The organism is Haloferax gibbonsii, assembly GCF_001190965.1.
Classification (GTDB): domain Archaea; phylum Halobacteriota; class Halobacteria; order Halobacteriales; family Haloferacaceae; genus Haloferax; species Haloferax gibbonsii.
The window spans coordinates 1,870,903-1,894,602 of sequence record NZ_CP011947.1; the positions used below are offsets into that span (position 1 = coordinate 1,870,903).

Genomic DNA, 23,700 nt, shown 5'->3' on the forward strand with positions numbered 1-23,700 from the left:
GCCGGTCGAATATACGCAAAATGTGAGTTATCGTTCTGCCGCGAAAACGCGGCGTACTAAATTAGTTTAAAGGCGCGTGAGGTTCGTCGCGCGGGGGCCCTTGGGGGCCTGCTCGATGTCGAACTCAACATCCGTGCCTTCTTCGAGGTCCGGGCCGCCGATGTCTTCCATGTGGAAGAACACGTCGTCGTCAGCATCGTCCGTCGAAATGAAACCGTAGCCGCCAGTGTCGTTGAAGAAATCAACGTTTCCTTTCGCCATTGCTTTTGAACACACACGCCCTTTACGGATAAGACTTGTGAGGGTCGTGTTGTCACGGAGTTATTTTATTGAATATGTTTCTGAATCATCGACATTTGTAGACGAATGTTCTGGTATGTCGGTTCTACCCGCGCTCGCCTAGTGGTTCGACGGTGATTCCTCGATAAGCTGTGGTATCGGCAGTTCCCCCCGTCGAATCCGGTCGGTCGCGGCCGACGAGGCTTTACGCGTGGCCGGACGGTCTCCGACACCGTGGATGCTAACGACGTTCGTCGGAAGTGGGCGAATCGGTCGGGAGAGTTCTCGCCGGAGTACTACGCGTACTACGGGCCGAACGAGACGAGCGAGTCGATTCGGCGCGTCTTCGAGGCGCGCCTCGACCCCTCGGCGTCGATTCTCGAACTCGGTTGCGGTCCCGGTCGGCACCTCTCGCACCTCCGCGAACACGGCTTCGAGAACCTCCACGGCGTCGACATCAACCCCGACTGTTTCGAGGTGATGGCCGACGCCTACCCCGACCTCGCCGACTGCGGGACGTTCCACGCCGCCGCCATCGAGGAGGTCGCCGAGGAGTTCTCCCCGGGCCAGTTCGACGCCGTCTACTCCATCGAGACGCTCCAGCACATCCACCCCGACGACGCGTGGGTGTTCGAGGCGCTCGCCCGGAGCGCGAGCGACTACTTCGTCACCGTCGAAAACGAGGGCGACCAGTCGGTCCCGCCCGAGGACCGCGGCGTCAACGACGACGAGTACGACTTCCCCCTCTACTACCGCGATTGGGAGGCCGTGTTCGCGCCGTTCGGCTTCGAACAGGTCGCCTGCGAGCGCGGCGACCGCGACACCCTCCGCGTGTTCCGCCGGACCGACTGACCTCGGTTCGGGTCAGAACCCGCCGTAGCGGAGGTACACCATGTCGGCGATGAGGACGAGTTGGAACAGTCCCTGCACGCCGCCGAGCATGGCGTTCTGTTTTCCGATGGCCGAGATGACGCCGGGGTCGGGGTCCTCGGAGGTCATCTCGAAGTACATCCGTATCTCGCCGGGCATCAGGAAGCCGAAGCCCTGCACCGAGAGGATAGTGACGATGACGAGCGCGACGACGATGGCCGGGGTCGTCATCTGGAAGTCGCCGATGGTGGTCGCGACCCACGCGAGCGACCCGACGGTGGCGACGGCGAAGACGACCTGCCAGCGTCGGTCGCGCCACGCGTTCAGCCGCCACCCGAGCAGGAGGAGAACCGGAATCAGGTTCGCGGCGGTGAACAGCGCGAGCCACGGTTCGGCGTGGGGAAACACCCCGAGTCGCTGGGCGAGCGTGATGCCGCCGGCGATGGTGACGAGCGCCATCGACGGGAGGAAAAACGAGGTCTTCGGCGTGAGGCGCTCGAACACCGCGGCGCTCTGTTCGTCGGTCAACCCGCCGATGACCGGCCCGAGAATCGCCCCCATGAACAGGTCGGTCCCGGTCCAGAGCAGTCCCGCCATGACGTGGACGTACGTGTGTTGCTGGAGCGACCCGAGCGTGACCGCGTACGCGAGTGCGACTACCGACACGGCGACGATGCCGCCCGCGAACGCCGGGTTCGCCCGTTGTGCCATGCCCCCGATTGTCCCACCAATCGTTGCCCTGTGTTGGCTCATCACGTTCGAGACGTGTACTATCGGTGATAAAACCGGCGACGAACGAACTTATCCCCTCCAACCCCCACCCTCCGACAATGACTGACGCCCTCTCGTTCGATATCACGAGCGTCGACGACGTCGCGGCCAACCGCGACGAGGTCGTCGCCGCGGTCGAAGCCCACGCGGGACCCATCGCGCGCGAACTCGCCATCCTCCAGGGCGGCGACTACGGCCAGGAGACGTTCAAGACGCGCCGCGGGACGTGGACGCTCAAGTACGAGGCGGGCGCGCTGCAGTACCTCCGGTTCAAGGGGAAGTCGGGCGGCGAGACGTACGTCGTCTCGACCAAACAGCCCCCGGAGCCGAAGGCGCTCGGAACGGCGATGCAGGACTACCCGGCGTTCGTTGAGGCGTACAACGAGCACGTCGAGTCGCTCGACGGCGTCCTCGACGACGTACCGACGGAGTTCCCAGCGGTCACGACGACCGAGGAAATCGTCGCCCAGCGGGACCAACTCGTCTCGACCATCCGCGAGGTGGCCGACACCATGGCGGGCGAACTCAACCGCTTCGACGGCGAGTACGGCACCTTCACCCAGCGGGTCGGCGGCACGCGCTGGGAGCTGAAGTGGGACGGCCCGCGGGCGTCGTACCTCCGCGTCGGCGGCGAGGGCGGCATCTACCTGCTGTCGCAGTACGAACCCCCCGCCGCGCCCGACGTGCGCGAACTCGCCGGCGACTTCGTCGCGTTCGTGGAGGCGTACAACGAGTACGTCGACGACCTCGAAGCCGACCTCGCGACCGTCTCGTTCGACGACGCTGGGTAGCGGGGCACCGCGACGCTTTTGGAATCACCGCCGGCACGTGATGTCATGAGCGACGACTCCGAGATGGGTGACGACAGTCTCGCCGCCCCCGCCGACGACCTCGCGTGGGAGACCACCGACACGCGCATCGACTACTCGTGTCCCGGCTTCGACATCCGCATGGACGACGTTCGGCTCCCCGACGGGACCGAGACGGACTTCCACTACGTCGACGAGCCGGCGGCGGTCGTCGTCCTGCCGTTCACGCCCGACGGCGACGTGGTCGTCATCGACGAGTGGCGACAGGCCGTCGGCCGGACGAACCGCGGACTCCCCGCCGGCGGCACGGAACCGGACGACGACGACTACGCCGCGGCCGCCCGGCGCGAACTCGCCGAGGAAACCGGTCACGAGGCCGAGGCGGTCGAACCGCTCGTGACCGTCGAGCCGGCCAACGGCATCGCCAACTCGGTCCATCACTACTTCGTCGCGCGCGGGTGCGAGCCGAGCGCCGACCAGAACCTCGACTTCAACGAGAGCATCCGCCCGACGACGGTCGGCTACGACGACCTCAAGCGGGCCGTCCTCGCGGGCGAGGTCCGCGACGCGCGGACGGTCCTCGGCGTGCTCTACTACGAACTCGCCGGCGAGTAGCGCGGTCGGTTCCGCGCACCCCGCGTTCGCGTCTCGAACCCCCCCTCCGAGGCGAGAAGGATTTTGACGCCGGCGCCCCAAGGGGTCGATTGTGGCTACTACGACGCGCCTCCCCGACCCCGTTCGGTCCTTCCTCGCGGCCATCGCCCTCGGCGGCGGCGGTCTCGCGGTGGGGACCATACTCGTTGTCATCACGCAGTTCGCGGCGTTGAGCGCGGGCATCGAACTGACACCGCTCGCGCTCGTCGTCACGTCGCTGGTTCTCCTGCAGGGCATCGCCTTCGGCGGCGTCGCCGTCGCCTACAGTCGGTACCGCGGTCTCGGACGCTCGTACTTCGGCGTCTCCGTCCCGTCGCTCCGCGACGTCGTCGCGGTCGTCCTCGGCTACGTGACGGCGCTCGTCGCGGCGTTCGTCGGCGCGTTCCTCGTCTCGACGTTCGGCGTCCAAGCGGGGTCGAACCAGGTGACCGAAATCGCCGCGCAGGACCCCGAAGTGCTGTTGCTCCTCGTCCCGGCGTCGTTCCTCCTCATCGGCCCCGGCGAGGAACTGCTGTTCCGCGGGGTCGTCCAGAACCGCATCCGCGAGTCGTTCGGCCCGGTTCCGGGCATCGCCCTCGCCAGCGCCATCTTCGCGGCGATTCACTACGTCGCGCTCACCGGCGGCGCGGGCGGTCGACTCGTCACCATCGGCATCCTGTTCTTCCCGAGCGTCGTCTTCGGCACGGCGTACGAGCTGACCGACAACATCGCCGTCCCGGCGCTCATCCACGGCGCGTACAACGCGACGCTGTTCTCGCTCGCGTACCTCTTGTTCAAGCTCACCGAGATGAGCCCCGGCGGGGTTCCGACTGGCCTGCTGTTCTGAACCGTCGCCGATACCAGCCTTTTTCCTTCGCTGTCCCCTCCGTCAGACGTGTTCTTCTCCACACTCGTGTCGGCCGTCCAGGGGCTGGTTCCGGCGGCCGTCACGGTGGATATGCTCGTCGTCTTCGCGCTCATCCTCCTCTCTCTCGTCTTGTTCGCCACCGAGTGGCTCCCCATCGACGTGACCGCCATCGTCGTGATGGTCCTCCTGATGGTGCTGGAGCCGTGGACGCAAATCACCCCGCAGGAGGGGCTCTCGGGATTCGCCAGCCCCGCGACGATCACCGTGTTGGCGATGCTCATCTTGAGCACTGGCGTCAACCGAACCGGTATCGTCCAACTCATCGGCCGGAAGATGGCCGAGTACGCCGGCAACAGCCAAACGAAGCAACTCGCCGCGACGATTAGCGTCACCGGCCCGGTGTCGGGATTCATCAACAACACGCCGGTCGTGGCCATCCTCGTCCCGGTCGTCGCAGACCTCGCGCACAAGGGCAAGACCTCGCCGTCGAAGCTCCTCATGCCGCTTTCGTTCGCCTCGATGCTCGGCGGCACCCTGACGGTCATCGGGACCTCGACGAACATCCTCGCCAGCGACATCGCGGCCCAACTCGGGCGGGAGTCGCCGGGCCTCGGCCTCCACGCCTTCGGCATGTTCGAGTTCACCAAGCTCGGCGTCATCGTCTTCGTGGTCGGCGCGGTCTACCTCATGACGGTCGGCGTCCGCCTGCTCCCGAAGCGGGTGCCCGCCGAGGACGACCTCCTCGAGGAGTACGCGCTCCAGGAGTACCTCGCCGACGTGGTCGTCCCCGCGGACTCGTCGCTCATCGGCCAGACCGTTCAGGAGGCCCTCGGGAACGACGACCTCGACATCGACGTGTTACAGCTCATCCGCTACGGCGAGCAGTTCTTGGAGCCGCTGGCCCGCAAGGAGATTCACGAGAACGACACGCTCCGGCTCCGCACGAACCGGGAGACGCTCGAACGAATCATGCGCTCGGAAGGGCTCACGTTCGTCGGCGGGCCCCGCTCGGAGAGCGAGCTCCACCCGGGCGAAGAAGAGCCGGTCATGGTCGAAGTCGTCATCCCGTCGGGTTCGTTTCTCGTCGGCGAGAGCCTCGCCAGTTCGACGTTTCGACAGCGCTACGACGCGAACGTCCTCGCCTTCCGAACCCGCGGGAAGGTCGTCCGCGACCGGTTCGAGGACATCGACATCCGCGTCGGCGACACGCTGCTCGTGCAGGCACCGCCCGACAGCCTCACGCGACTCGTCCAAAACGAGGACTTCATCGTCGCCCACGAGTTCGAGGACACCGACTACCGAACCGAAAAGACGCCGTTCGCCGTCGCCATCATCGCCGGCGTCGTCGCGCTCCCGGCGTTCAACGTCCTCCCAATCGTCGTCTCGGCGCTCGGCGGCGTCGTCGCGATGATTCTCACCGGGGTGCTCAAACCGAACGAACTGTACAAGTCGGTCGAGTGGAACGTCATCTTCCTGCTCGCGGGCGTCATCCCGCTCGGCGTCGCGGTCCAACAGACGGGTGCCGCGGCGCTCCTCGGTGACGCCGTCGCCTCGACGGCGACGTTCCTCCCCGCACTCGGCGTCCTGTGGGTGTTCTACCTCGCGACCGGGTTGCTCACGAGCGTCATCTCGAACAACGCGAGCGTCGTGCTCATGATTCCCGTCGCCGCCAGCGCCGCCCAATCAATCGGGGCCAACGCGTTCGCGTTCGTCCTCGCCGTGACGTTCGCGGCCTCGACGGCCTTCATGACGCCCGTCGGCTACCAGACGAACCTGTTCGTCTACGGCCCCGGCGGCTACACGTTCTCGGACTTCCTCCGCGTCGGCGCGCCGCTGCAGTTGCTCCTGTCGGTCGTCACCGTGGCCGGCATCGCCTTCTTCTGGGGCGTCGGCGCGTAGGCGCGTCGCCCCCGCCGTGCGAGTCGGCCACCGCCGACTCAGTCGTCGCCGTCGAACTCGTGGTCGTAGAACGCCGAGACCGTTCGGTCCGCCGAGCGCCCCGGCGGCGCGCCGACGTAGACGCCGACTTTGTCGATGGACGGATGTATCGTCACGTCGGGGTCGCGCATGGTCGACATCGCCAGATACCGGAGCGGTTCGTCGCCGTCGTTGACGACGCAGTGCGCCCCTGACTCGTCGGTCGGGCAGGGGACGTAGTCGCCCTCGCAGAGGGCGTGGACCTCGCCGCCGAGGCGAATCTGCCCGCGCCCGGAGAGGACGTACAGCGCCTCCTCGTTCGCGGCGTGGTAGTGGTACGACCACGGCTGTGCGCCGGGCGGGAGTTCGTAGAGGCTACAGCCGAGGTGGTCGCTTCCGGCGGCCGCGCCCAGTCGCTTCTGTTTGAACGTGCCTTCGACGCCGTCGCGGACCCTCCAGTCGAGGTCGGACTCGTTGACCGGTTCCATATCGGGCGTTCGGCGAGTCGGCGGAAAAACGTTCGTCGGGGTCGCTCGCCGGCGCGGTCGCCGGGCGTCGGTCAGTTCGGACGGTCGTCGCCGCGCCCGTCGGCCCGCATCGCTCGGTTGGGGGTCGAGGCCGCGGGCGTCGCCGTCTCGCGGCCCGGTGCGCCGCCCGCCGCGCGTCCGGAGTCGAACTGCGAGACGAGCGACTTGAGCTGTTGTGCGCGCTCCGAGAGCGACGAGGACGACGCCGCAATCTGCTGGGTCGCGGCCGTCTGTTCTTCGGCCGCGGCGGAGACGTTCTGGGCCTCGGAGGCCGTCCGGTCGCTGAGGTTCGTTATCTCGTCCATCATCGTGACGACCTCCTGGGTCGACTGCGCCTGCTCGTCGGTGGCGCTGCTGATGGACTGGATGGAGTCGTTGCTGTCTTCGATTTTGTGGACGATTTCCTCGAGCACGTCCACCGTCTCGCCGACGGTCTCGCGGCTCGCTTCGACCTCGTCTTGCGTCTCGAAGGTGTCTTCGGCGACGTTCTCGGTCGATTTCTCGATGTCGCGGATGAGCGAATCGACCTCCTGGGTCGCCTCGGCGGTCTCCTCGGCGAGCGTCTTCACCTCGCTGGCGACGACGGCGAACCCCTCGCCCGCGTCGCCCGCGCCCGCCGCCTCGATGGAGGCGTTGAGCGCGAGGATGCTCGTCTTCTCTGCGATGTCGTCGATGAGGTCGACGACCTCGCTGATCTGCGTGACCGACTGCTGGAGGTCTTCGACCTCGCTGACGGTCTCGGTCGACCGCGACTCCAGTTGCTCCATCTTCTCGATGGTCGAACTGGCGGCCTCTTGGCTCTCCTTGGCGCGCCCGACGGTCTGTTGGGACTGCCGCGCGATTTCCTCGGAGGAGGAGGCGATTTCCTCGATGGTCGCAGAGAGGTTGCTCAGTTCGGACTCCGCGGCGTTGAGGTTCCGGTGCTGCGTCTCGTTGCCCGCCGAAATCTCTTCGATGCTGTTCGCCACGTCCGTGCTCGTCGTCTTCACGGCGTCCGCGCTCGCGGTGACCTCGGAGCTCTCGTCGTCGACCTGCTCGGCGAACGTCTGTATCTGGACGATGACCGAGTCGATGGCCTCCAGCATTTCGTTGAACCCGCGACCGATGCGACGCATCGCGTCGTTCTGACTCTCGGCGTCGACGCGGACGGTGAGGTCGCCGTCGGCGGCCGTCTGCATCGCGTCGCCGTAGTTCTCTGCCTGCCGTTCGAGGTCCGTCGTCAGCGCGTCGAGTTCGCGCCGCCGTTCTTCGGCGCTGTTGACGAGCTCCTTCATGTCCGCGACGATGGCGAGCGTCGCCGTGCCGCCGATGGCGAAGACGGCGACCGTGGCGGTCATGAGCGGCGAACTCGCGAGGTCGAACACCTCGGGATAGATGCCGACCTTTTCCAGCGTGAGGCTGGCCATCCACAGAATCGCCAGCACGGAAGCGAACGCGTACGTCAGCCAGAACGACGCTTCCGCGTCGGTGTCGCGGTAGTTGAGCCACGCCAGCACCGCCGCGCCGATGAACCCGAGGGTTCCGATAGCGTCGAAGAACGCGTCGATTATCACGAGCCCTCACCGCCTTTGATCACGTTTTTCCGGCGGACGTACGCGGCCGCGAAGAACGTCACGCCCGCGAGGCCGATGCCGACCGCGTGCTCGACGAAGTTGAGTACCGACCCGAGGAAGAGCGCCTCGACGTTCGTGGCCACGATGCCGATGACGAGCATGACGTACCCCGCGGCGAACAGCTTCGTCTCGTCTCTGTACTGCGTGATAACCGGTATCAGCCCGACGAGCGCGACGGCGAGCGCGGTTACTTCGAGTGGCGATAGGTTGGCTAACATCTGGTTTCCCAGTTCTGCTAATCTCTTTGTAAACTGTTCGCCCAAAAAATCACGTTTGATACCCTTGCTGTATATTTTCTAGAACATTTCAACGCGTGAACCGATTTCCGGTCGCACGTCTGTTTTCGCGCGCGGCCGACCCGCGAACGGAACCCTTACCGCCGCGCTCGGGAAACGCCACTCCATGCGCGACCACTTCGAACTCCGCGACGGGGACCTCGCCGGCCGAATCGGCCGTCTGTCGGTCCCGCGTGCGGGGGTCACCGTCGAGACGCCGGCCCTCCTGCCGGTCGTCAACCCGAACATCGACACGATTTCGCCCGCGCGGTTGGAGTCCGAGTTCGGCGCGGACATCCTCATCACCAACTCCTACATCATCAAGACGAACGAGCACCTCCGCGAGGAGGCCCTCGACGTGGGCCTCCACGAGATGCTCGACTTCCACGGGGCAATCATGACCGACTCGGGGTCGTTCCAACTCGCCGAGTACGGCGAAATCGACACGACGACCGAGGAGATTCTCCAGTTCCAGCGGGACATCGGCACCGACATCGCCACGCCGGTCGACATCCCGACGCCGCCGGACGTGGCCCGCGAGCAGGCCGAGACGGACCTCGAAATCACCAGGCAGGCCCTCGCCGACGCCGAGGCGGCCGACACGGGCGAAATGCTCGTGAACGCGCCCGTTCAGGGGTCGACCTACCCGGACCTCCGCGAGGAGGCCGGCCGCCACGCCGACGCGACCGACCTCGACGTGTTCCCCGTGGGCGCGGTCGTCCCGATGATGAACGCCTACCGCTACGACGACATGGTCGACGCCGTCGCGGCCGCCAAGCGCGGCCTCGGCGTCGACGCCCCGGTTCACCTGTTCGGCGCGGGCCACCCGATGATGCTCGCGCTCGCCGTCGCGCTCGGCTGCGACCTCTTCGACTCCGCCGCCTACGCCCTCTACGCCCGCGACGGCCGGTATCTCACGGTCCGCGGGACCGAACACCTCGAAGACCTCGAATATCTCCCGTGTACCTGCCCCATCTGTACCGAGTACTCGCCCGACGACCTGCGGGCCGCGGGGTCGAAAGAACAGGAGCAACTGCTCGCCGAGCACAACCTCCACGTCACGTTCGCCGAACTCCGCCGCATCAAGCAGGCCATCCGCGACGGCGACCTGATGGAACTCGTCGAGGAGCGCGCCCGTTCGCACCCGGCGATGCTCGACGGCTACCGCGCCCTCCTCGACCATGTCGACCAGCTCGAACGCGAGGACCCCGCCTCGAAGGGCGCGTTCTTCTACGCCTCCAACGAGAGCGCTCACCGCCCCGAGGTCGCGCGCCACCACGCCCGGATGGACCGCCTGACCGCCGAGGGCCACGTCCTCCTCACCGAGGGCGGCACTCCCTCCGGCGACGACTTCGACGCGACGTGGCGGGTTGTCCCGCCGTTCGGCCCGTTCCCGCGGTCGCTCTCCGAGACGTACCCGCTCACCGCCGAGGTTCCCGAGCGACTCGACCGCGACGCCTACGAGCAGGCCGCCCGCGGCGTCTCGCGGCTGGTCGAGGAGAACCCCGACGCGGCGTTCACGCTGGCGCACGACGACTGGCCCGAGTCGGCGCTCGCCCGCGTCCCCGAGTCGGTCGAGCTGGAGTCGCTTTCGACGGTCTCCGAGCGGTTGGGCGACGAGGCGTCGTCCGAGGGGGACGACGAAGGCGAGGCCGCTGACGCCGCCGACGGAGGCGACGCCGGCGACGTGGGCGACTCCGACGGACTGTCAGACGAGTAGCGCCGACCCGGGCGGTCGCGTCGGCGTCTGTCGGTCGATGCTCTTAGGTTCACCCGACGTATCAACGAACACGATGGAGGCTGTCCTCTGGTACGTGCTCACGGGAACCCGCGGCGGCGAAAACCGTGTGCGTATTCTCAAGACCGTAGAGGAGCAGCCGCGAAACGCCAACCAACTGGCCGAGACGCTCGACCTCGACTACAAGACCGTCCGGCACCACCTCGACGTGCTCATGGACAACGACGTGGTCCAGCGAAGCGGCGACGACTACGGCGCGGTCTACCTCCCGTCGCCGCGGTGTCGCGCCAACTGGGAGACCGTCGAGACGATCGTCGAGCGAATGGACTGAGCATGCGAGTCACGGACGCGGTGATTATGGAAAGATTTGGGAAAGCGTATATCAGGATGACGGGGAAAGGAGAGAACGAATGAGTATCTGGGTGGACGTCGCGACGGTCTCCTCGGGCGTCAACGTCGTCGTGCTACTCGCACTATCGGCGGTGTGGGCCCGAAACTACCTGACCTTCAGGTCCAAACACGCCGTCGGACTCCTCGTGTTCGGGGTGTTCCTCCTCGCCGAGAACGCGCTGGCGTTCTACATGTACATCCTCGACCCGACGCTCTCGGGGTGGTTCAGCACCGACGTGCCCGTCATCGCCTGGCGGCTGATGATGCTGTTGCACGTCTTCGAGACGTTCGGCCTCGTGTTCCTCGCGTGGATCACGTTCGACTGAAAACACGATTTTTCCCGCGCTCCCGTCCGGTTTTGACGCACCTTCGCCCGCTCAGTCGCGGTGTTTCCGCTCGTGGGTCGGGTGTTCGGAGATGAAGACGCTCGTGTGGTCCGGCACGTCCTCCGTGACCCACGAGTTCGCGCCGATGCTCACGTGGTCGCCGACGGAGACCGCGCCGAGCACCTTGGTCCCCGCGCCGATGACGACGCTGTCGCCGATGTCCGGGTGGCGCTTGTACCCCTTCTTGAGCGAGTGTTCGTCGTCTTCGTCCTCCTCGAAGTGGAGCGCGCCGAGGGTCACGTCCTGATAGATGCGCGCCCACTCGCCGATGGTCGTCGTCTCGCCGATGACGACGCCGGTGCCGTGGTCGATGAAGAAGTAGTCGCCGATGGTCGCGCCGGGGTGGATGTCGATGCCCGACTCCATCTTCGCGTACTCGGCGAGTTCGCGGGCGTATTCGGGCGCGCCGGCCTCGTAGAAGGCGTTGGCGACGCGGTGGACGATAATCGCCTGCACGCCGGGGTACGACCGGATGATCTCGATGTAGCCGCGCGCGGCCGGGTCGCCTTTGTAGGCCGCCTCGACGTCCTTCTTCAGCGTCTCGCGGATGTCGGGGAGTCGCCTGACCACCTCGTCGACGACGGGCGCGGGGTCCTCGTCGGCGTAGGGGGCGATACCGGAGTGACAGAGCGCGGCGAAGTTGGCGACCGCGTCGCGGAGGAGCTCTTCGTCGCCGACCCACGGCCCCGCGTTCCAACAGCGCGGGAACAGGAGTCGCTTGATGAGGTCGACGTCCTCTCGCAGGTGATTCCGCCGCGGGAACGAAAGCGACGTGTCCGTGGGGAAGGGGTCGTCGTCGGCGCGGTAGGACGCCGCGAGCCCGAGGTGCGCGTCGCCCGAGTAGGTGTAGGACATCCGATAGCGATAGTTGGTGGACGAGCGGTATTTAACCCCGTCTCATCGGGCCCGATTCGCCGCCTTCGAACCGCGACTCTCGGGCGCGAATCGACCTCGCCAGTCGGCGCGTTCGCTCCGACGAATCGGCGCGCCCCCGACCGCCGGATAAGGCTTCTGGCCGCCGAAATCGGGCGACTGGGGACACAACGGGGAGAGATTTGGGTGACAGTTCGGAAAATCTTCTTTTAAATATTCGTCCCCCTCTGAGACATGCGACGCACACTCGCAGTGTTGATGACACTCGTCGTGGTCGTCGGGGGCATCCCGGCGGCCGCAGCGGCACAACAGGAGACCGCGTCCGTCTCCTTCGAGAACCAAGCGACAGGCGGCACGACGGTGACGGTCGACTCCGTCACGCTCCCCGACGGCGGCTTCGTGACGATTCACGACGCCTCCGTCACGGACGGCAACGTCCTCGGGAGCGTCGTCGGCTCGTCGACGTACCTCGACGCCGGCACGCACGAGAACGTGACCGTCCACCTCGACGAACCGGTCGGCGAGTCCGGCACGTTCGTCGCCATGCCCCACATGGACTCCGACGGCGACCGCGTCTACTCGTTCGTCGCGGCTAACGGCGAGGCCGACGGCCCGTACACGGCTGACGGCAGCGCCGTCGTCGACACCGCGATGGTCAACGCGAGCGCGACCGTCTCGATGTCCGACCAGCCCACGACCGGCGACTCGGTCGTGGTCGACCGGGTCGAACTCTCGCAGGGCGGCTTCGTGACGATTCACGACGCGACCGTCACCGAGGGCGCGGTGTTCGAGAGCATCCGCGGCACCTCCGCGTACCTCCCGGCCGGCGTCCACGAGAACGTCCGCGTCGAGCTGGACGCGCCCGTGACCGAGAACACGACGCTCGTCCCGATGGCGCACATGGACACCGACGGCGACGAGATGTACACGTTCCCCGAGTCGGAAGGCGAGGCTGACGGCCCGTACACGGCTGACGGCAGCGCCGTCGTCGACACCGCGATGGCCATGCCCTCGGACACCGCGAGCGTGAACTACACCGCGCAGGCCACCGGCGGCTACTCCCTCGTCGTCGACTCGGCGTACCTGCCCGACGGCGGCTTCGTGACGATTCACGACGGCACCGTCACCGACGGACAGGTCTTCGAGAGCATCCGCGGCACCTCCGCGTACCTCGAACCCGGCCTGCACCGCGACGTGCGGGTCACCCTCGACTCGCCGCTGAACGAGACGACCACCGTCGTCCCGATGGCGCACATGGACACTGACGGCGACGAGACCTACACCTTCCCCGAATCGGAAGGCGAGGCGGACGGTCCGTACACGGCTGACGGCAGCGCCGTCGTCGACAGCGGCAACGCGACCGTCTCCGCCAGCGTCGACTACACGATGAAGTCCTCGGACGGCGCGACCGTCGTGGTCGACCGCGTCGAACTCTCCGAGGGCGGCTTCGTGACGATTCACGACCCGTCGCTGTCGGGCGGCGCGGTGTTCGACAGCGTGGTCGGTACCTCGATGTACCTGCCCGCCGGCGTCCACGAGGACGTCGAAGTCACTCTCGACGAGCCGATTCGCTCCTCGCAGGTGCTCACCCCCATGGCGCACATGGACACCAACGACAACGAGGCCTACGACTTCGTGACCAGCGAGGGCGAATCCGACGGCCCCTTCACGGCTGACGGCGGCGCGGTCGTCGCCAGCGCCCACACCTCGGTCAACGCGGTCGTGACCGCGATGGACCAGTCCGGCGACGGCACGACCGTCACCGTCGAGTCCGTCACGCTCCACGACGGCGGCTTCGTGACGGTCCACGACGCGACGGTCACCGAGGGCCAGGTCTTCGAGAGCGTCCGCGGCACCTCCGCGTACCTCGAACCCGGCACCCACGAGAACGTCGAAATCACCCTCGACACGCCGCTCGAGGAGTCCGGCACCGTCGTCCCGATGGCGCACATGGACACCAACGGCAACGAGGCCTACGACTTCGTGACCGGTGAAGGCGAAAACGACGGGCCCTACGTGGCCGCCGGCGGCGCGGTCGTCACGACCGCCGACTACACGGTCGAAGGCACGATGACGGACGAGCCGACCGAGACGATGACCGACGAACCCACGACCGAGATGACCGACGAGTCGATGGAGACGACGAGCGAGTCGTCCACCGACGCGCCCGGCTTCGGTCTCGTCGCGGCCCTCGTCGCGCTCGTCGCGGCGGCGCTCGTCGCCGTCCGGCGTCGGTAATCCCGCTGACGACGCACCGGCCCACCACCACACAGAGGCACCCTTTTTCGTACGCCGCGCGGGCCAAAAGCCACCCCCGCGCGGCACGCGCCCCGCTTTGGGGTTATTTCGACTGTTTCATCCGCGCCGCGTAGTCCCACGTATGCAGCCGCTCGGGCCGAATCCGAATCATCACCTCGTCGCGCTCGGGCGAGAGCAGTCGCTCGGCCAGTTCCGAGTCGGTGTCGCCGAGATACCGCGTGATGAGTCGCCGCAGCACTGCCTTCTCCGCGTCGGGTCCGACGGTCGCGGTTCCCCGGCCGCGGACGCCCCGGTACGGCGGGTCGTTCGTCGAGATTTCGAACGCCACGTCGTCGTGGGCGCGGAGGAATCGCACCACGTCGGCGTCAGCCGCGGTGGCACACCGGAGTTCGGTCGCCTCGGCGTCCCACTCGTACCAAAGCGAGAGCATCCAGAGGTCGTCCGCCGGGGTGCGACACGAGAGTCGAACCGGGACGGTCGCGTCGGCGAGAAAGTCGTCGACGCGGTCGCGCGACCACGGGCCGGTGGGGTCGGGGGCGTTCATAGTGGTCGTTCGGGCGGGGCGGGCTAAATTCGGTAGGCTCGGTGGAAGTAGAGCGGCCGAACCGATGGGCTCGGTCGCCGGCGGGTTCGCCGTGCCACCAGACATACCAGTGTCTGGACACAAGGGCCCGTGATGACGGACACAGACCTCGGTACGGCGGTAATCGTCTACGACGACCCCGACGAGGGAACCGTCGAGAAACGCGTCGAAAACGAGAACATCGCCTACTTTCAGGACCACTGGATAGTCAAACTCGACGAGGACGCCGGCGGCAACGACGTCGTCCGCCGGATTCCGATCCAGCGAGTCCACTACGTCGAGCGCTCCGTCGAGGAGTTCGAGACGGAAGTCAAGACGCTCCGAAACCAGGTCGAGTCGTTCGCGAAGAATCTGCAATCGTCACTACTGGGCGGCCGTGACGACGCCGACGCCGACGCGCAAACCGAAGAACCCCAGCGCATCGAAGTCGAAGACGGCCGGTCAAACGAGTAGTCCGTTCGTTTCCGCTGTTTTTCGCGTGGCTCGCCGTTTACGAAGAGTCCTGTCGTCCCGCCCACCTTGGCGCGCCCGCAGAAGACAAGTTAATTGCCTATCGGGGGCCGAAAGCGGGTATGACCGATTACTTCGAGGTTCACGCCCGCGACGGCGCCGCCCGAATCGGGGAGTTGCGGCTCTCCGACTCGGTGACGACGCCGGCGGTCGTGGACGACGCGCTCGCGGACGCCGGCAGCCTCTGGGCGGCCGAGCGCGAGTTCCCCGACGGCTCCGACGACGTGCTGACCGTGCTCCCTCATCGCTCGCTTCCCGCCGGGAGCGCCGACGAGGTCCGCGAGTCCTTTTCGGTGGACTACCCCGACGTGGAGTTCCCCTCGGCCGCCGTCGTCACCGCCGACACGGCCGCCGACTACGGCGCTGACGCCTACATCCTCTCGGACGCGCAGGGCTTCGTCGGCCACGCGCGCGCCTTCCGCGACAACGTCATCGAGGCGAAGGAGAACCTGCCCGCCGACACGGCGCTCATGCTCTCGGGCGTCGCCACGCCCCGGAACGTCTCGCTGCTCGTCTACGCGGGCGTCGACCTCGTCGACGAGAAACTCGCCCGCGCCCGCGGCCTCGAAGGGTTCTACCTCACGAGCGACGGCGAGTACTTCCTCGAAGACCTCGACGAACTCCCCTGCGCCTGCGAGGCCTGCCGCAAACCTGCCTCCGAGTTCACCCGCGCCGACGCGGCCGACCACAACGCCAACGCCCTGCGCGCCGAACTCGCGCGGGTCCGCCGCCGCGTGCGCGACGGTCGGCTCCGGGACTACGTGGAGGGGCAGGCCCGCCACGACCAGTGGCTGACCGCCCTGTTCCGGCGGTTCGACCAGCAGTACAGCTTCATAGAAGAGCGGGTTCCCGTCATCCGCGACTCGGAGCTCACCGCGGCCTCCGAGGAGTCCATCGACCGCGTGGAGATTCAGCGGTTCGCCGACCGCGTGACGAAGCGCTACCGGAACCGCTTCGACCACCCGCTCGTGCTCCTGCCGTGTTCGGCGAAGAAACCCTACAGCGAGTCCCAGAGCCACCGGCAGTTCCACGAGGCGGTGCAGTACCGCGCGCACATGGTGTCGATGACTTCGCCCATCGGCGTCGTCCCGCAGGAACTCGAACTCACCTACCCCGCCCAGCACTACGACTCGGTCGTCACGGGCGACTGGTCGGAAGACGAGAAGTCGTTCGTCGCCGAGGTGCTCCGACGCTATCTGGAGCGCAACGACTACCCGCGAATCATCGCCCACGTCCCGCCGGGAGCCTACACGGAAATCGTCGAGCGCGTCGCGGACGACCTGAACCTCGACGTGGAGTTCACCGTCTCGGAGCACCCGACGACGACGGAGTCCATCGGGAACCTCATGCGAACGCTCGACGGCGCGCCCAAGTTCACCCGCGAGGAGCGCGAGCACAACGTCGTGAAGGCGCTCGCAGACTACCAACTCGGCCCGGACGCGGGCGACGCGCTCTTCTCCGACGTGGAGTTGGAGATGACGAGCCGCTACCCCAAACTGCAGGTGTGGAACGACGCGGGCGAGCAGCTGGCGACGATGGTCCCGCAGTACGGCGTGCTCTCCTTTACGCTCGAAGGTGCGAAGGTGTGGCGCGACAGCGACGCGCCGACGAAGACGGTCGAAATCGACGGGTTCGTCCCGCACGGGTCGGTCCTCGCGCCGGGCGTCGTCGACGCCGACGAGGACATCCGGCCGGGCGACGAGGTCATCGTCGAGGGGCCGAAGGCGTTCGCCATCGGCCGCGCCGAGATGGGCGGCCGCGAACTGGTCGAGTCCACGCGCGGCATCGGCGTCGAGATTCGACACGTCGAAGAGCGGTGACGCGAACGCGGGGCGGGTGACGTGTCCCCGACTCGCCTCGGAAATCGCAGGACATCTCGTCGCCACCGGGTGAAGTTACTTAACTTTGATATACTTATCGCCGTCGTTAATCGGCTCCGAAACGCCAGTAAATGGTACGTATAGTGGGTTTCCTATCGAACCCGAAACGTCGGAATTATCACGTCGCTATAACTTTAAATAGTATAACGTCCCAACGTGGGCCATGATGGCAGAACGATACGAGGGGGAGCGGTTGGAGTTCGACGAACTCCCCGACGACGGGACGGTAGACTGGACGATTACCCAGGCGCTGTTGGCGGCGAGTGACTCCACGTCGCGGGCCTTGGAGTCGCATTTGCTGCAGGCGCAGTACCACGATGACGCCGGAGTCGACACGGCGGCGACGGCGCGGCATATCGACGATGCAATCGACCGCCACACGCGGATTATCGAGGACTTGCGCCTCGCACGCGACGCGCTCGACCATCGGTAAGACCCGAAATCGCCGCCCTATCGCCCCTCGCCGCGCGAACCCGGCCGTAGGCCCTCGCAATAAGCTGTTTATTTAACAGCGGCTACGAACAACCATGTATGAAGTTGGCCGTCCCAACTGACTTCGATATCCTCGAGGCACTCTCAGATAGGAGGCGGAACACCGCCGTGAATCTCTCGTATATCCTCGATAAGAACCGTTCGTACATCAACACGCGACTGCCGATTTTAGCGGACTACGACCTGTTGGCGCGAGTCGGGCCCGCGCCGAACTCCGGGCTGTACGAAATCACAGACAAGGGGCTGGTCGTCATCGACAACCGCGACCAGTACCGGACAGACGGCGTCGACTTCGACGCCCTCGTCGAATCCGAACTCAGGGCGCGGACCGACGAGACGAACGCGTAACAGAGCGACGCGCCGCAACCGGAGGTCGGGACGGCCTTCGGAGGCACCCCGGCGCGCTGTTCTCGGTGACGAGTGGTGACGCTGTTCGACACCGCCATCCCGACGGCGTCGTGGTGTCGGATTCGTCCGCGCCGTGCTGCGACCGTCGCCGCCTTTTTGCCGCCTTGCCGCCCAGTTCGAGGTATGGCTATCGAACCACTCTCGCTCGGCGTTCCGAAGCCCATCATCGACTCGCTTCCGGAGGCCGACGGCACGGCGGCACAGGACATGCAACGCGCCGTTGAAGGGCTCGAAACCCGACTGAACCGGGCCATCGACGGCGCGGAGACGGAATCGGAGGCCGCCGGCTACGTGGTCGACGCTCTCGAACGCCTCGAAGGCCACTACGAGCGCTACGACGAGTTCATCCCCGAACTCCGCGCGTGGGGGCAATCGCCCATCTACGCCATCGCGTGGCGGAACCTCCAAGCGGACCTCATCCTCCAAATCGAGGAGTACGACTGGTTGAAGCCGCACATCGACCGGGAACGAAACCTTCGACTGGTCGAAGACGGCATCAGATTCGGCAAATAACCAACACAGTAGACTTTCTGACTCGGCTGGTCGATACCCGGTCCGGGTCGATTTTTACCTAACGACAGTATTGGCAAATATGGTAACTTCTACTACGTAGTCGTGCGCCCCCACGTTCGCGCCAGAGTGGAATCTACAGCTTGACGAACTCTACGAATTATATAAAAACTGGCTAATCAGATTCGAAATCTTCCCTATCGAGAAGAAATCCACGCACTTATACTCATTTGGGTTATTGCGTATTCTGAACCCTCGTCCACAGATTCTTCGAACCCGATTCCAGAAACAGTCAGTATTGTCTGAATATATCAATATTGAAACGCCGATTTCGATCATAAATTCGAGCAGGCGAAATCCCACTCTCGATATCTATTCGTCTTCCCATACGAAATTTATCAGCTCGTCTGTCCCCCCGAGACGGTGTATAACGCTATCCTGTCTTTCGCCGGCAAAGCCCCATACATTAAGTGAACCCCCTACGAGTTCAAAACAGTGAAACACGTTGGGAACGGGGCACGTTCTCGCTCTCGTTCCCGCCCAGTCGCCACCGCTTCACGAACTCCCTCGCAACCCATGCTCACACCCATCGGCCACTATGGCAGACCGTGACGATGCGGAGTCGGGAGACTCCGACACCGAGATACAGAACTCGCCGTCGTTATCTGACCTTGCGGACCGCGTGGAAGACGGGACGCCGACCTCGGATAAATCGGGTGACACCGCCTCGCCGGCGGGAGAGGACGGACCGACGACCGACCGGACGCCATCGACGCTCTCCGAACTCGCGGAGTCGATTCGGCGGAAGCAGGGTCCGTCGGCGTCGCTACCGGACGACGAGGCGTCCGAATGGGACCTCATCGACGACCGCTCGGACACGCCGTTCGACGAGGCGAACTTCGACGAGAAGGCGGCGGCGGTGTTCGACCTCGTGTCCGAGCAGTCTAACATCCTCGTCGTCGGCCCGGCGGAGACCGCCGCGGAGTACAACCTCTGTACGCAACTCATGACCGGCGACTCGGGGGGCGCAAACCAGCTTCTCGTGTCCGTCGAGACCACGCCCGAAGAACAGCTCAACATCCTCAACAACTACCGCGTCGGGAGCGTCGAAAACCAGACGCTCATCAGCGTCCAGTCGTACGACGCCTCCGGGACAATCGACGCCGCCGACCTGCCGATAACTATCAAGACCGTCACGAAGGCGACGGACCTCCGTCGCATCGGACTCCTCATCACGAAGTCGCTGAACGAGTGGGGCGAGTCGTCGGTCCAATCGACGCTCTGTGTGCACTCGCTTTCGAACCTCATCGCCGCGGTGAACAACGACCAGCGCCTCTTCCGGTTCCTCCACATCCTCACGAATCGCGTCTCCTCGGCGGGCGCACGCGCCCACTACCACGTCGACCCGGCGCGACACGACGACCAGACGCTCCGGACCTTCAAATCCCTGTTCGACGCGGCGATAGAGTTCGAGGCCGACGGGTCGCTATCGCTCGGCTGAGGCGGGCGTCGCGCCTCACCGGAAGTCGTCTTCGTTCCACTCGAACGTGCTCTCGTCGGCGTCTATCGCCGCGTCCGGGTCGATAGCACCCGTCGCGTCCGCCGTCTCGTCGGTCCCGGTCGTCCCGTCGTCGCCGGTCGATACCGACTCGAACGAGTCGATTATCTCGTCGACCGCTTCCCGACTCTGGCTCACCGGGCGGTCGGACGTTCCGGACGCGTCGCGCTTCGGTTCGGACGGTTGGCCGCCGGAGTCCGCGGGGTCCCGCGCGGCGTCGCGGTCGGGTCGAGCGGTCGTCTCCGACGCGCGCCGCGTGCCCCCGTCGCTACTCGCGACCGTCACGGTGTAGTCGGTGAGCACGAGCCACTTGGTCTCTTTTTCGACGCCGTGCAGCGGGCGCTGACAGTTCGGACACTCGGGACTGGTGAGAAGCGCGAGGTCGATGGTCTCCCCGCAGTGTTCGCAGTCTCCCTCGTGGGTATCGGCCTCCTTTGCGGCCTGTTTCACCCGACGCAACTGCTCGCGTTCGGCCCGAATCTCCCGTATCTCGGCCCCGTACTGCGTCTCTATCTCCTTGAGTTTCGTCTCGACGCGGTCGTCGGTCTCGACGAGGTACTCGAGAATCGTCTGGAGGTTGTCGAACTCGTCGTCGAACCGCGTGTCGAGCGCTTGGTGTCGCTCGCGGAACGTGGACTCGATAGCGTCGAGTTCGGCCGGTAGGTCTTCGACCTCGTCGAGTGCGTCTTCGACCTCGTCCAGTCGCGTCGTAAGCGTCTGAACCGACTGTTCGAGGCGCGCGCGCCGCTGTGCTTCCGTATCGACCTCCGATTGAAGTCCCTCGATGAGTTCGAGGACCTCGGCTAGTTCGTCGTCGCTCACGGGCTTGTTCGGTTCCGTATCATCTCTGGACGGCGAGCGCGTCGCGCTCTTCGCCTCGCTGGGTCTCTCGTCCGAGGCGTGGCTGTCGCGACCCAGAAGTTCCGTGATCTCGTTGAGTTGCCAGTGCGACGCGAGCAACTCCTGGCACAACTGGTCGCGCGATTTACCGGTCTCGCTCATTCGCTGGTCCAGCCAGGCTTCGAACGACGACGGGATGTCGTCTGCTCGGTCGTTGTCGACGGGGTCGGAGACCATGTACTGTACTGCCTCGCAAAACCTATCGGTCGCTAGGACAAAAGTTTTCTTGCGCCTCGAACTATCTGCCCGTATGTACATCCCGCGAGTGCCGCGCTCCCCTCTCAATAATGGGATTTGACGACCGCCTCGAACTCTTCGTCACGCAGCAGGCTCGGGTGCTGGTCGCCGTCCTCGCCATCGCGGGCGTCGCGTGTCTGGTCGCCGCCGGCTACGTCTTTCTCACGCCGACGACGCAGACGGTGACCGAAGAGACGAACGTGCAGTCGGTCGAGACCGGCGTCGACACGCGGGCGGTCGTCACCCAGAACACGACGCTCTACGAGCGCGGGTCGACGCTGGAGAACCGCTCTGTCTACTTCATGACGATTTCGCCCGACGTGTCGTTCCGCGTCCACACCGACGTCCCCGCGAACCAGTCGGTCAACGTCACACAGCGGTTGGTTCTGCGCACCGTCGGCGTTCGCGACGGCACGCCGTTCTACGAGAACGAGACCGTCCTCCTCGACGAACAGACGCTCGTCACCGACGGAACCGCCGTCGACGCGCCCTCGCTCAACGTCTCCACGCTCGACCGCGACCTCCAGCAAAAGCGGACCGAAACCGGCGGCGTCGGTCAGTTCAGGACGAGTCTCAACCTCACGGTCACGTACCAGACGGGGTCGTACAGCGGCACGCTCGAAGCGAGCACGCCGCTCGCGTTCTCCGGGCGGGCCTACTACCTCGAACGGTCGCTGGCCGACGACCGGCGACACTCGACGACCGTCGCGCGGACCGTGACGCGACCGCCGAGCCCCGTCGAGTACGGCGGACTCGCCGCGGCCGCGTTGGTGCTGTTCGGACTCGCCGGCCTCGTCATCCGCACCGAGTACCGAAGCGACCCCGAGGAACTCCGCACGAGAATCTCGCACAGTCGCCACGAGGAGTGGATTTCCCGCGGCGAGTTCCCGACCGACGCCAACAAGCCGTACATCTCGATTCTCACCCTCGAAGACCTCGTCGACGTGGCCATCGACACGAACCGTCGCGTCATCTTCGACCCCGAAATCGAGACGTACGCCGTCATCGACAGCAGCGAGATCTACTACTACTCGCTCGACGAGACCAACACGCACGCGTGGCTCAATCTCTGAGCCGGCCCCTCGGGCGTGACCCGTCCTACGGCGGGCGTTCGAGGTTTTCGAACTGGTAGCGGCGGTTCGTCACGGTGTGGTACGCCGCCGAGAGGCCGAACGCCGCGACGATGACGGTCGGGTAGGCGAGAAGCGGGACCGTCCCCGTCGGCAGCACGTCGGCCCACAGGGCCGCCACGACGAGACTCGACAGGACCGAGAGGCCGAGGTAGTACACCCCCCACGGAACCGAGTTCTCGGGGACGATGTCCATGTAGATGTCGAGGCGCTCCATGCGCTCCGTGAGTTCGACTTCGCCCCGGTCGTATCGGAGGACGCCGGCCTGTTCGAGCCGCGGCAGGTGCGTCTGCTGGAGCGACGTGTAGACGGTCTTTCGCTCGGCGGAGGTCAGGTCCGAAATCTCCTTGTCCTGTTCCCACGCCGCGACCTGCTCTGCGAGGTCTCCGAGTTCGACCGCGCCGTCGGCCCGCTTGCAGTAGTGGAGGGTGTACCGCCGGCGGTGGTTGCTCATCAGGTCGAAAATCTCGTCGCGCGTCAGCGCGTCGCCGTCCTCGCCGCCGCCGTCCGGCGTCGAGGCTGACGTGCGGCCGAGCAACCCGCCGGCACCGCTGGGACTCATCTATCGACCGTCGATACTGCCCCGCCGCACATAGTTCCTCTGCTGTCAGCGGCCGCACAGATACCGCCTCGCGCGGCGTACCGACGACACCAGCCCGATTAGTCGCCGGAGTCCGACGACTCTCGCTCGACGTGAATCCGTAGCGTGGCGCTGTACGCCTCGGGGTCCGGAAGGTCCTCCAGCGTGCTCGGTCCGGTCCACGGGATGAGGTTGAGTTGGAGGCCGAACGGGACCGACTCCCCCGGTTCGAGCACGCCCTCCGGACCCGACACCGCCGTGCTTACGTCGAGCAGGTCGTCTCCGTCCGTGCCCGGGGCGAGCGCCTCGTCGCCCGCCGTGACCTGTAACGCCGCCTCGACGTCTTCGAGCGTCGAGTCCGAAAGCGAGTCGCTCGTCACGTCGAACTCGAAGTAGACGCCGTCGATGTCGGCCTCGCTGACGTTGGTGAGGCTGACGATGTCCTCGAAGCGCGTGATGGCGCGCTTGTTGACGCCATTCTCGTCGCCGCCGGGGGTGAGCCGCGTCACGTAGCCGGACGAGTCCGTCTCGACGTGAATCGGCGGGTCGTTCGCCGCCGTGAGAGAGAGGTAGTCGGGCGCGACGATGCTGAGGCTCGCTCCCGACGTCGATTGGGTCGTCGTCGTGGCGCTGACGCCGAGAACGCCGCCGACGATGAAGAAATTGCTGAGGGCGAAGAGGGTCTGACGGCGTGTTGGCATGGG

General features: G+C 65.9%; 26 protein-coding genes. 16 read left to right on the top strand and 10 right to left on the bottom strand.

The features are described 5' to 3' along the window. Window positions 1-66: 66 nt before the first annotated feature. Window positions 67-261, bottom strand: a complete 195-nt coding sequence (locus ABY42_RS09715) for a cold-shock protein (protein WP_004041873.1) — start codon at window positions 259-261, stop codon at window positions 67-69. Between the two features lie 252 nt (window positions 262-513). Between ABY42_RS09715 and ABY42_RS09720 the strand changes: the two genes are divergently transcribed. Continuing rightward, window positions 514-1,131 (top strand): class I SAM-dependent methyltransferase, encoded by a 618-nt coding sequence (locus ABY42_RS09720; protein WP_004976226.1) that lies wholly within the window; start codon window positions 514-516, stop codon window positions 1,129-1,131. A gap of 12 nt (window positions 1,132-1,143) precedes the next feature. Here the strand turns inward: ABY42_RS09720 and ABY42_RS09725 are convergent, their stop codons facing one another. Beyond that, a complete protein-coding gene (locus ABY42_RS09725) occupies window positions 1,144-1,860 on the bottom strand; it encodes a hypothetical protein (protein WP_004976224.1) in 717 nt (238 codons plus the stop codon). A gap of 119 nt (window positions 1,861-1,979) precedes the next feature. On the opposite strand from ABY42_RS09725, the gene ABY42_RS09730 reads away from it, so the two are divergent. From ABY42_RS09730 to ABY42_RS09745, 4 genes are all read left to right on the top strand, one after another. Continuing rightward, on the top strand, window positions 1,980-2,711 hold the full coding sequence (locus ABY42_RS09730) for a hypothetical protein (RefSeq protein WP_004976222.1): 732 nt from the start codon (window positions 1,980-1,982) through the stop codon (window positions 2,709-2,711). 45 nt (window positions 2,712-2,756) lie between these two features. Further along, window positions 2,757-3,344 (top strand): NUDIX domain-containing protein, encoded by a 588-nt coding sequence (locus tag ABY42_RS09735; protein ID WP_050459324.1) that lies wholly within the window; start codon window positions 2,757-2,759, stop codon window positions 3,342-3,344. Window positions 3,345-3,435: 91 nt separating this feature from the next. Next, entirely contained in the window at window positions 3,436-4,209 is a 774-nt protein-coding gene (locus ABY42_RS09740; RefSeq protein WP_050459325.1) for a CPBP family intramembrane glutamic endopeptidase, read from the top strand. 48 nt (window positions 4,210-4,257) lie between these two features. Next, the gene (locus ABY42_RS09745) at window positions 4,258-6,129 is read left to right on the top strand and encodes an SLC13 family permease (protein ID WP_156224367.1); all 1,872 of its coding nucleotides are present in this window, start codon (window positions 4,258-4,260) and stop codon (window positions 6,127-6,129) included. Window positions 6,130-6,167: 38 nt separating this feature from the next. On the opposite strand, the gene ABY42_RS09750 is transcribed toward ABY42_RS09745, so the two are convergent. From ABY42_RS09750 to ABY42_RS09760, 3 genes are all read right to left on the bottom strand, one after another. Beyond that, window positions 6,168-6,635, bottom strand: coding sequence for a cupin domain-containing protein (locus ABY42_RS09750; protein ID WP_050459326.1), 468 nt, complete (start codon window positions 6,633-6,635; stop codon window positions 6,168-6,170). 71 nt (window positions 6,636-6,706) lie between these two features. Next, on the bottom strand, window positions 6,707-8,227 hold the full coding sequence (locus ABY42_RS09755; protein WP_050459327.1) for a methyl-accepting chemotaxis protein: 1,521 nt from the start codon (window positions 8,225-8,227) through the stop codon (window positions 6,707-6,709). Next, on the bottom strand, window positions 8,224-8,505 hold the full coding sequence (locus ABY42_RS09760) for a hypothetical protein (RefSeq protein ID WP_004976212.1): 282 nt from the start codon (window positions 8,503-8,505) through the stop codon (window positions 8,224-8,226). Before ABY42_RS09760 ends, ABY42_RS09755 begins: the two co-directional genes overlap by 4 nt. Window positions 8,506-8,689: 184 nt before the next feature. Here ABY42_RS09760 and tgtA point away from each other — a divergent pair, with 184 nt between their 5' ends. The 3 genes from tgtA to ABY42_RS09775 all read left to right on the top strand — a co-directional run bounded on the left by tgtA (window position 8,690) and on the right by ABY42_RS09775 (window position 11,016). Next, window positions 8,690-10,282: a tRNA guanosine(15) transglycosylase TgtA gene (tgtA, locus tag ABY42_RS09765; RefSeq protein ID WP_050459328.1), complete on the top strand. Its 1,593-nt coding sequence runs from the start codon at window positions 8,690-8,692 to the stop codon at window positions 10,280-10,282. Window positions 10,283-10,355: 73 nt separating this feature from the next. After that, window positions 10,356-10,631, top strand: coding sequence for a winged helix-turn-helix domain-containing protein (locus ABY42_RS09770; RefSeq protein ID WP_004041883.1), 276 nt, complete (start codon window positions 10,356-10,358; stop codon window positions 10,629-10,631). Between the two features lie 79 nt (window positions 10,632-10,710). Continuing rightward, window positions 10,711-11,016, top strand: a complete 306-nt coding sequence (locus ABY42_RS09775; protein WP_042662634.1) for a hypothetical protein — start codon at window positions 10,711-10,713, stop codon at window positions 11,014-11,016. A 51-nt stretch (window positions 11,017-11,067) separates the two neighbouring features. On the opposite strand, the gene epsC is transcribed toward ABY42_RS09775, so the two are convergent. Beyond that, complete coding sequence (gene epsC, locus ABY42_RS09780) at window positions 11,068-11,931, bottom strand: serine O-acetyltransferase EpsC (protein WP_004976205.1); 864 nt, start codon at window positions 11,929-11,931, stop codon at window positions 11,068-11,070. A gap of 276 nt (window positions 11,932-12,207) precedes the next feature. Between epsC and ABY42_RS09785 the strand changes: the two genes are divergently transcribed. Continuing rightward, complete coding sequence (locus ABY42_RS09785) at window positions 12,208-14,187, top strand: DUF7282 domain-containing protein (protein WP_197092929.1); 1,980 nt, start codon at window positions 12,208-12,210, stop codon at window positions 14,185-14,187. A 103-nt stretch (window positions 14,188-14,290) separates the two neighbouring features. Here ABY42_RS09785 and ABY42_RS09790 read toward each other — a convergent pair whose 3' ends face one another. Beyond that, window positions 14,291-14,752: a pyridoxamine 5'-phosphate oxidase family protein gene (locus ABY42_RS09790; RefSeq protein WP_050459330.1), complete on the bottom strand. Its 462-nt coding sequence runs from the start codon at window positions 14,750-14,752 to the stop codon at window positions 14,291-14,293. A gap of 132 nt (window positions 14,753-14,884) precedes the next feature. Between ABY42_RS09790 and ABY42_RS09795 the strand changes: the two genes are divergently transcribed. The 6 genes from ABY42_RS09795 (at window position 14,885) to ABY42_RS09820 (ending at window position 20,092) form a co-directional block, all read left to right on the top strand. After that, window positions 14,885-15,244, top strand: coding sequence for a hypothetical protein (locus ABY42_RS09795; protein WP_004976191.1), 360 nt, complete (start codon window positions 14,885-14,887; stop codon window positions 15,242-15,244). Window positions 15,245-15,363: 119 nt separating this feature from the next. Further along, the gene (gene arcS / locus ABY42_RS09800) at window positions 15,364-17,121 is read left to right on the top strand and encodes an archaeosine synthase (RefSeq protein WP_050459331.1); all 1,758 of its coding nucleotides are present in this window, start codon (window positions 15,364-15,366) and stop codon (window positions 17,119-17,121) included. Window positions 17,122-17,344: 223 nt separating this feature from the next. Then, window positions 17,345-17,614 carry a hypothetical protein gene (locus tag ABY42_RS09805; protein WP_004976187.1) on the top strand — a complete coding sequence of 90 codons (270 nt, stop codon included), beginning with the start codon at window positions 17,345-17,347 and terminating at the stop codon, window positions 17,612-17,614. Between the two features lie 98 nt (window positions 17,615-17,712). Further along, entirely contained in the window at window positions 17,713-18,021 is a 309-nt protein-coding gene (locus ABY42_RS09810) for a hypothetical protein (RefSeq protein ID WP_004976186.1), read from the top strand. Between the two features lie 183 nt (window positions 18,022-18,204). Next, window positions 18,205-18,594 carry a hypothetical protein gene (locus ABY42_RS09815; RefSeq protein WP_004976185.1) on the top strand — a complete coding sequence of 130 codons (390 nt, stop codon included), beginning with the start codon at window positions 18,205-18,207 and terminating at the stop codon, window positions 18,592-18,594. Between the two features lie 595 nt (window positions 18,595-19,189). Continuing rightward, window positions 19,190-20,092, top strand: coding sequence for a DUF7504 family protein (locus ABY42_RS09820; RefSeq protein ID WP_004976184.1), 903 nt, complete (start codon window positions 19,190-19,192; stop codon window positions 20,090-20,092). Window positions 20,093-20,107: 15 nt separating this feature from the next. Here ABY42_RS09820 and ABY42_RS09825 read toward each other — a convergent pair whose 3' ends face one another. Continuing rightward, the gene (locus tag ABY42_RS09825) at window positions 20,108-21,307 is read right to left on the bottom strand and encodes an AAA family ATPase (protein ID WP_231608258.1); all 1,200 of its coding nucleotides are present in this window, start codon (window positions 21,305-21,307) and stop codon (window positions 20,108-20,110) included. A 29-nt stretch (window positions 21,308-21,336) separates the two neighbouring features. Between ABY42_RS09825 and ABY42_RS09830 the strand changes: the two genes are divergently transcribed. After that, window positions 21,337-22,359, top strand: coding sequence for a DUF5305 domain-containing protein (locus ABY42_RS09830; RefSeq protein ID WP_050459333.1), 1,023 nt, complete (start codon window positions 21,337-21,339; stop codon window positions 22,357-22,359). Window positions 22,360-22,384: 25 nt separating this feature from the next. Here the strand turns inward: ABY42_RS09830 and ABY42_RS09835 are convergent, their stop codons facing one another. Together ABY42_RS09835 and ABY42_RS09840 are read right to left on the bottom strand one after the other, a co-directional pair. Then, the gene (locus ABY42_RS09835; RefSeq protein WP_197092890.1) at window positions 22,385-22,978 is read right to left on the bottom strand and encodes a DUF7344 domain-containing protein; all 594 of its coding nucleotides are present in this window, start codon (window positions 22,976-22,978) and stop codon (window positions 22,385-22,387) included. Window positions 22,979-23,076: 98 nt separating this feature from the next. Continuing rightward, the gene (locus ABY42_RS09840; RefSeq protein ID WP_050459334.1) at window positions 23,077-23,697 is read right to left on the bottom strand and encodes a hypothetical protein; all 621 of its coding nucleotides are present in this window, start codon (window positions 23,695-23,697) and stop codon (window positions 23,077-23,079) included. Window positions 23,698-23,700: the final 3 nt, after the last annotated feature.

Excerpts from the sequence above, each read along its gene's own strand:
- ABY42_RS09810 (WP_004976186.1), top strand. The coding sequence starts at position 17,713 with ATGAAGTTGGCCGTCCCAACTGACTTCGATATCCTCGAGGCACTCTCA.
- ABY42_RS09830 (WP_050459333.1), top strand. The coding sequence starts at position 21,337 with ATGGGATTTGACGACCGCCTCGAACTCTTCGTCACGCAGCAGGCTCGG.
- ABY42_RS09840 (WP_050459334.1), bottom strand. The coding sequence starts at position 23,697 with ATGCCAACACGCCGTCAGACCCTCTTCGCCCTCAGCAATTTCTTCATC.
- epsC (WP_004976205.1), bottom strand. The coding sequence starts at position 11,931 with ATGTCCTACACCTACTCGGGCGACGCGCACCTCGGGCTCGCGGCGTCC.
- ABY42_RS09715 (WP_004041873.1), bottom strand. The coding sequence starts at position 261 with ATGGCGAAAGGAAACGTTGATTTCTTCAACGACACTGGCGGCTACGGT.
- ABY42_RS09775 (WP_042662634.1), top strand. The coding sequence starts at position 10,711 with ATGAGTATCTGGGTGGACGTCGCGACGGTCTCCTCGGGCGTCAACGTC.
- ABY42_RS09795 (WP_004976191.1), top strand. The coding sequence starts at position 14,885 with ATGACGGACACAGACCTCGGTACGGCGGTAATCGTCTACGACGACCCC.
- arcS (WP_050459331.1), top strand. The coding sequence starts at position 15,364 with ATGACCGATTACTTCGAGGTTCACGCCCGCGACGGCGCCGCCCGAATC.
- ABY42_RS09770 (WP_004041883.1), top strand. The coding sequence starts at position 10,356 with ATGGAGGCTGTCCTCTGGTACGTGCTCACGGGAACCCGCGGCGGCGAA.
- ABY42_RS09805 (WP_004976187.1), top strand. The coding sequence starts at position 17,345 with ATGATGGCAGAACGATACGAGGGGGAGCGGTTGGAGTTCGACGAACTC.
- ABY42_RS09825 (WP_231608258.1), bottom strand. The coding sequence starts at position 21,307 with ATGTACATACGGGCAGATAGTTCGAGGCGCAAGAAAACTTTTGTCCTA.
- ABY42_RS09730 (WP_004976222.1), top strand. The coding sequence starts at position 1,980 with ATGACTGACGCCCTCTCGTTCGATATCACGAGCGTCGACGACGTCGCG.
- ABY42_RS09815 (WP_004976185.1), top strand. The coding sequence starts at position 18,205 with ATGGCTATCGAACCACTCTCGCTCGGCGTTCCGAAGCCCATCATCGAC.
- ABY42_RS09735 (WP_050459324.1), top strand. The coding sequence starts at position 2,757 with ATGAGCGACGACTCCGAGATGGGTGACGACAGTCTCGCCGCCCCCGCC.
- ABY42_RS09750 (WP_050459326.1), bottom strand. The coding sequence starts at position 6,635 with ATGGAACCGGTCAACGAGTCCGACCTCGACTGGAGGGTCCGCGACGGC.
- ABY42_RS09760 (WP_004976212.1), bottom strand. The coding sequence starts at position 8,505 with ATGTTAGCCAACCTATCGCCACTCGAAGTAACCGCGCTCGCCGTCGCG.
- ABY42_RS09835 (WP_197092890.1), bottom strand. The coding sequence starts at position 22,978 with ATGAGTCCCAGCGGTGCCGGCGGGTTGCTCGGCCGCACGTCAGCCTCG.
- ABY42_RS09785 (WP_197092929.1), top strand. The coding sequence starts at position 12,208 with ATGACACTCGTCGTGGTCGTCGGGGGCATCCCGGCGGCCGCAGCGGCA.
- ABY42_RS09790 (WP_050459330.1), bottom strand. The coding sequence starts at position 14,752 with ATGAACGCCCCCGACCCCACCGGCCCGTGGTCGCGCGACCGCGTCGAC.
- tgtA (WP_050459328.1), top strand. The coding sequence starts at position 8,690 with ATGCGCGACCACTTCGAACTCCGCGACGGGGACCTCGCCGGCCGAATC.
- ABY42_RS09820 (WP_004976184.1), top strand. The coding sequence starts at position 19,190 with ATGGCAGACCGTGACGATGCGGAGTCGGGAGACTCCGACACCGAGATA.
- ABY42_RS09725 (WP_004976224.1), bottom strand. The coding sequence starts at position 1,860 with ATGGCACAACGGGCGAACCCGGCGTTCGCGGGCGGCATCGTCGCCGTG.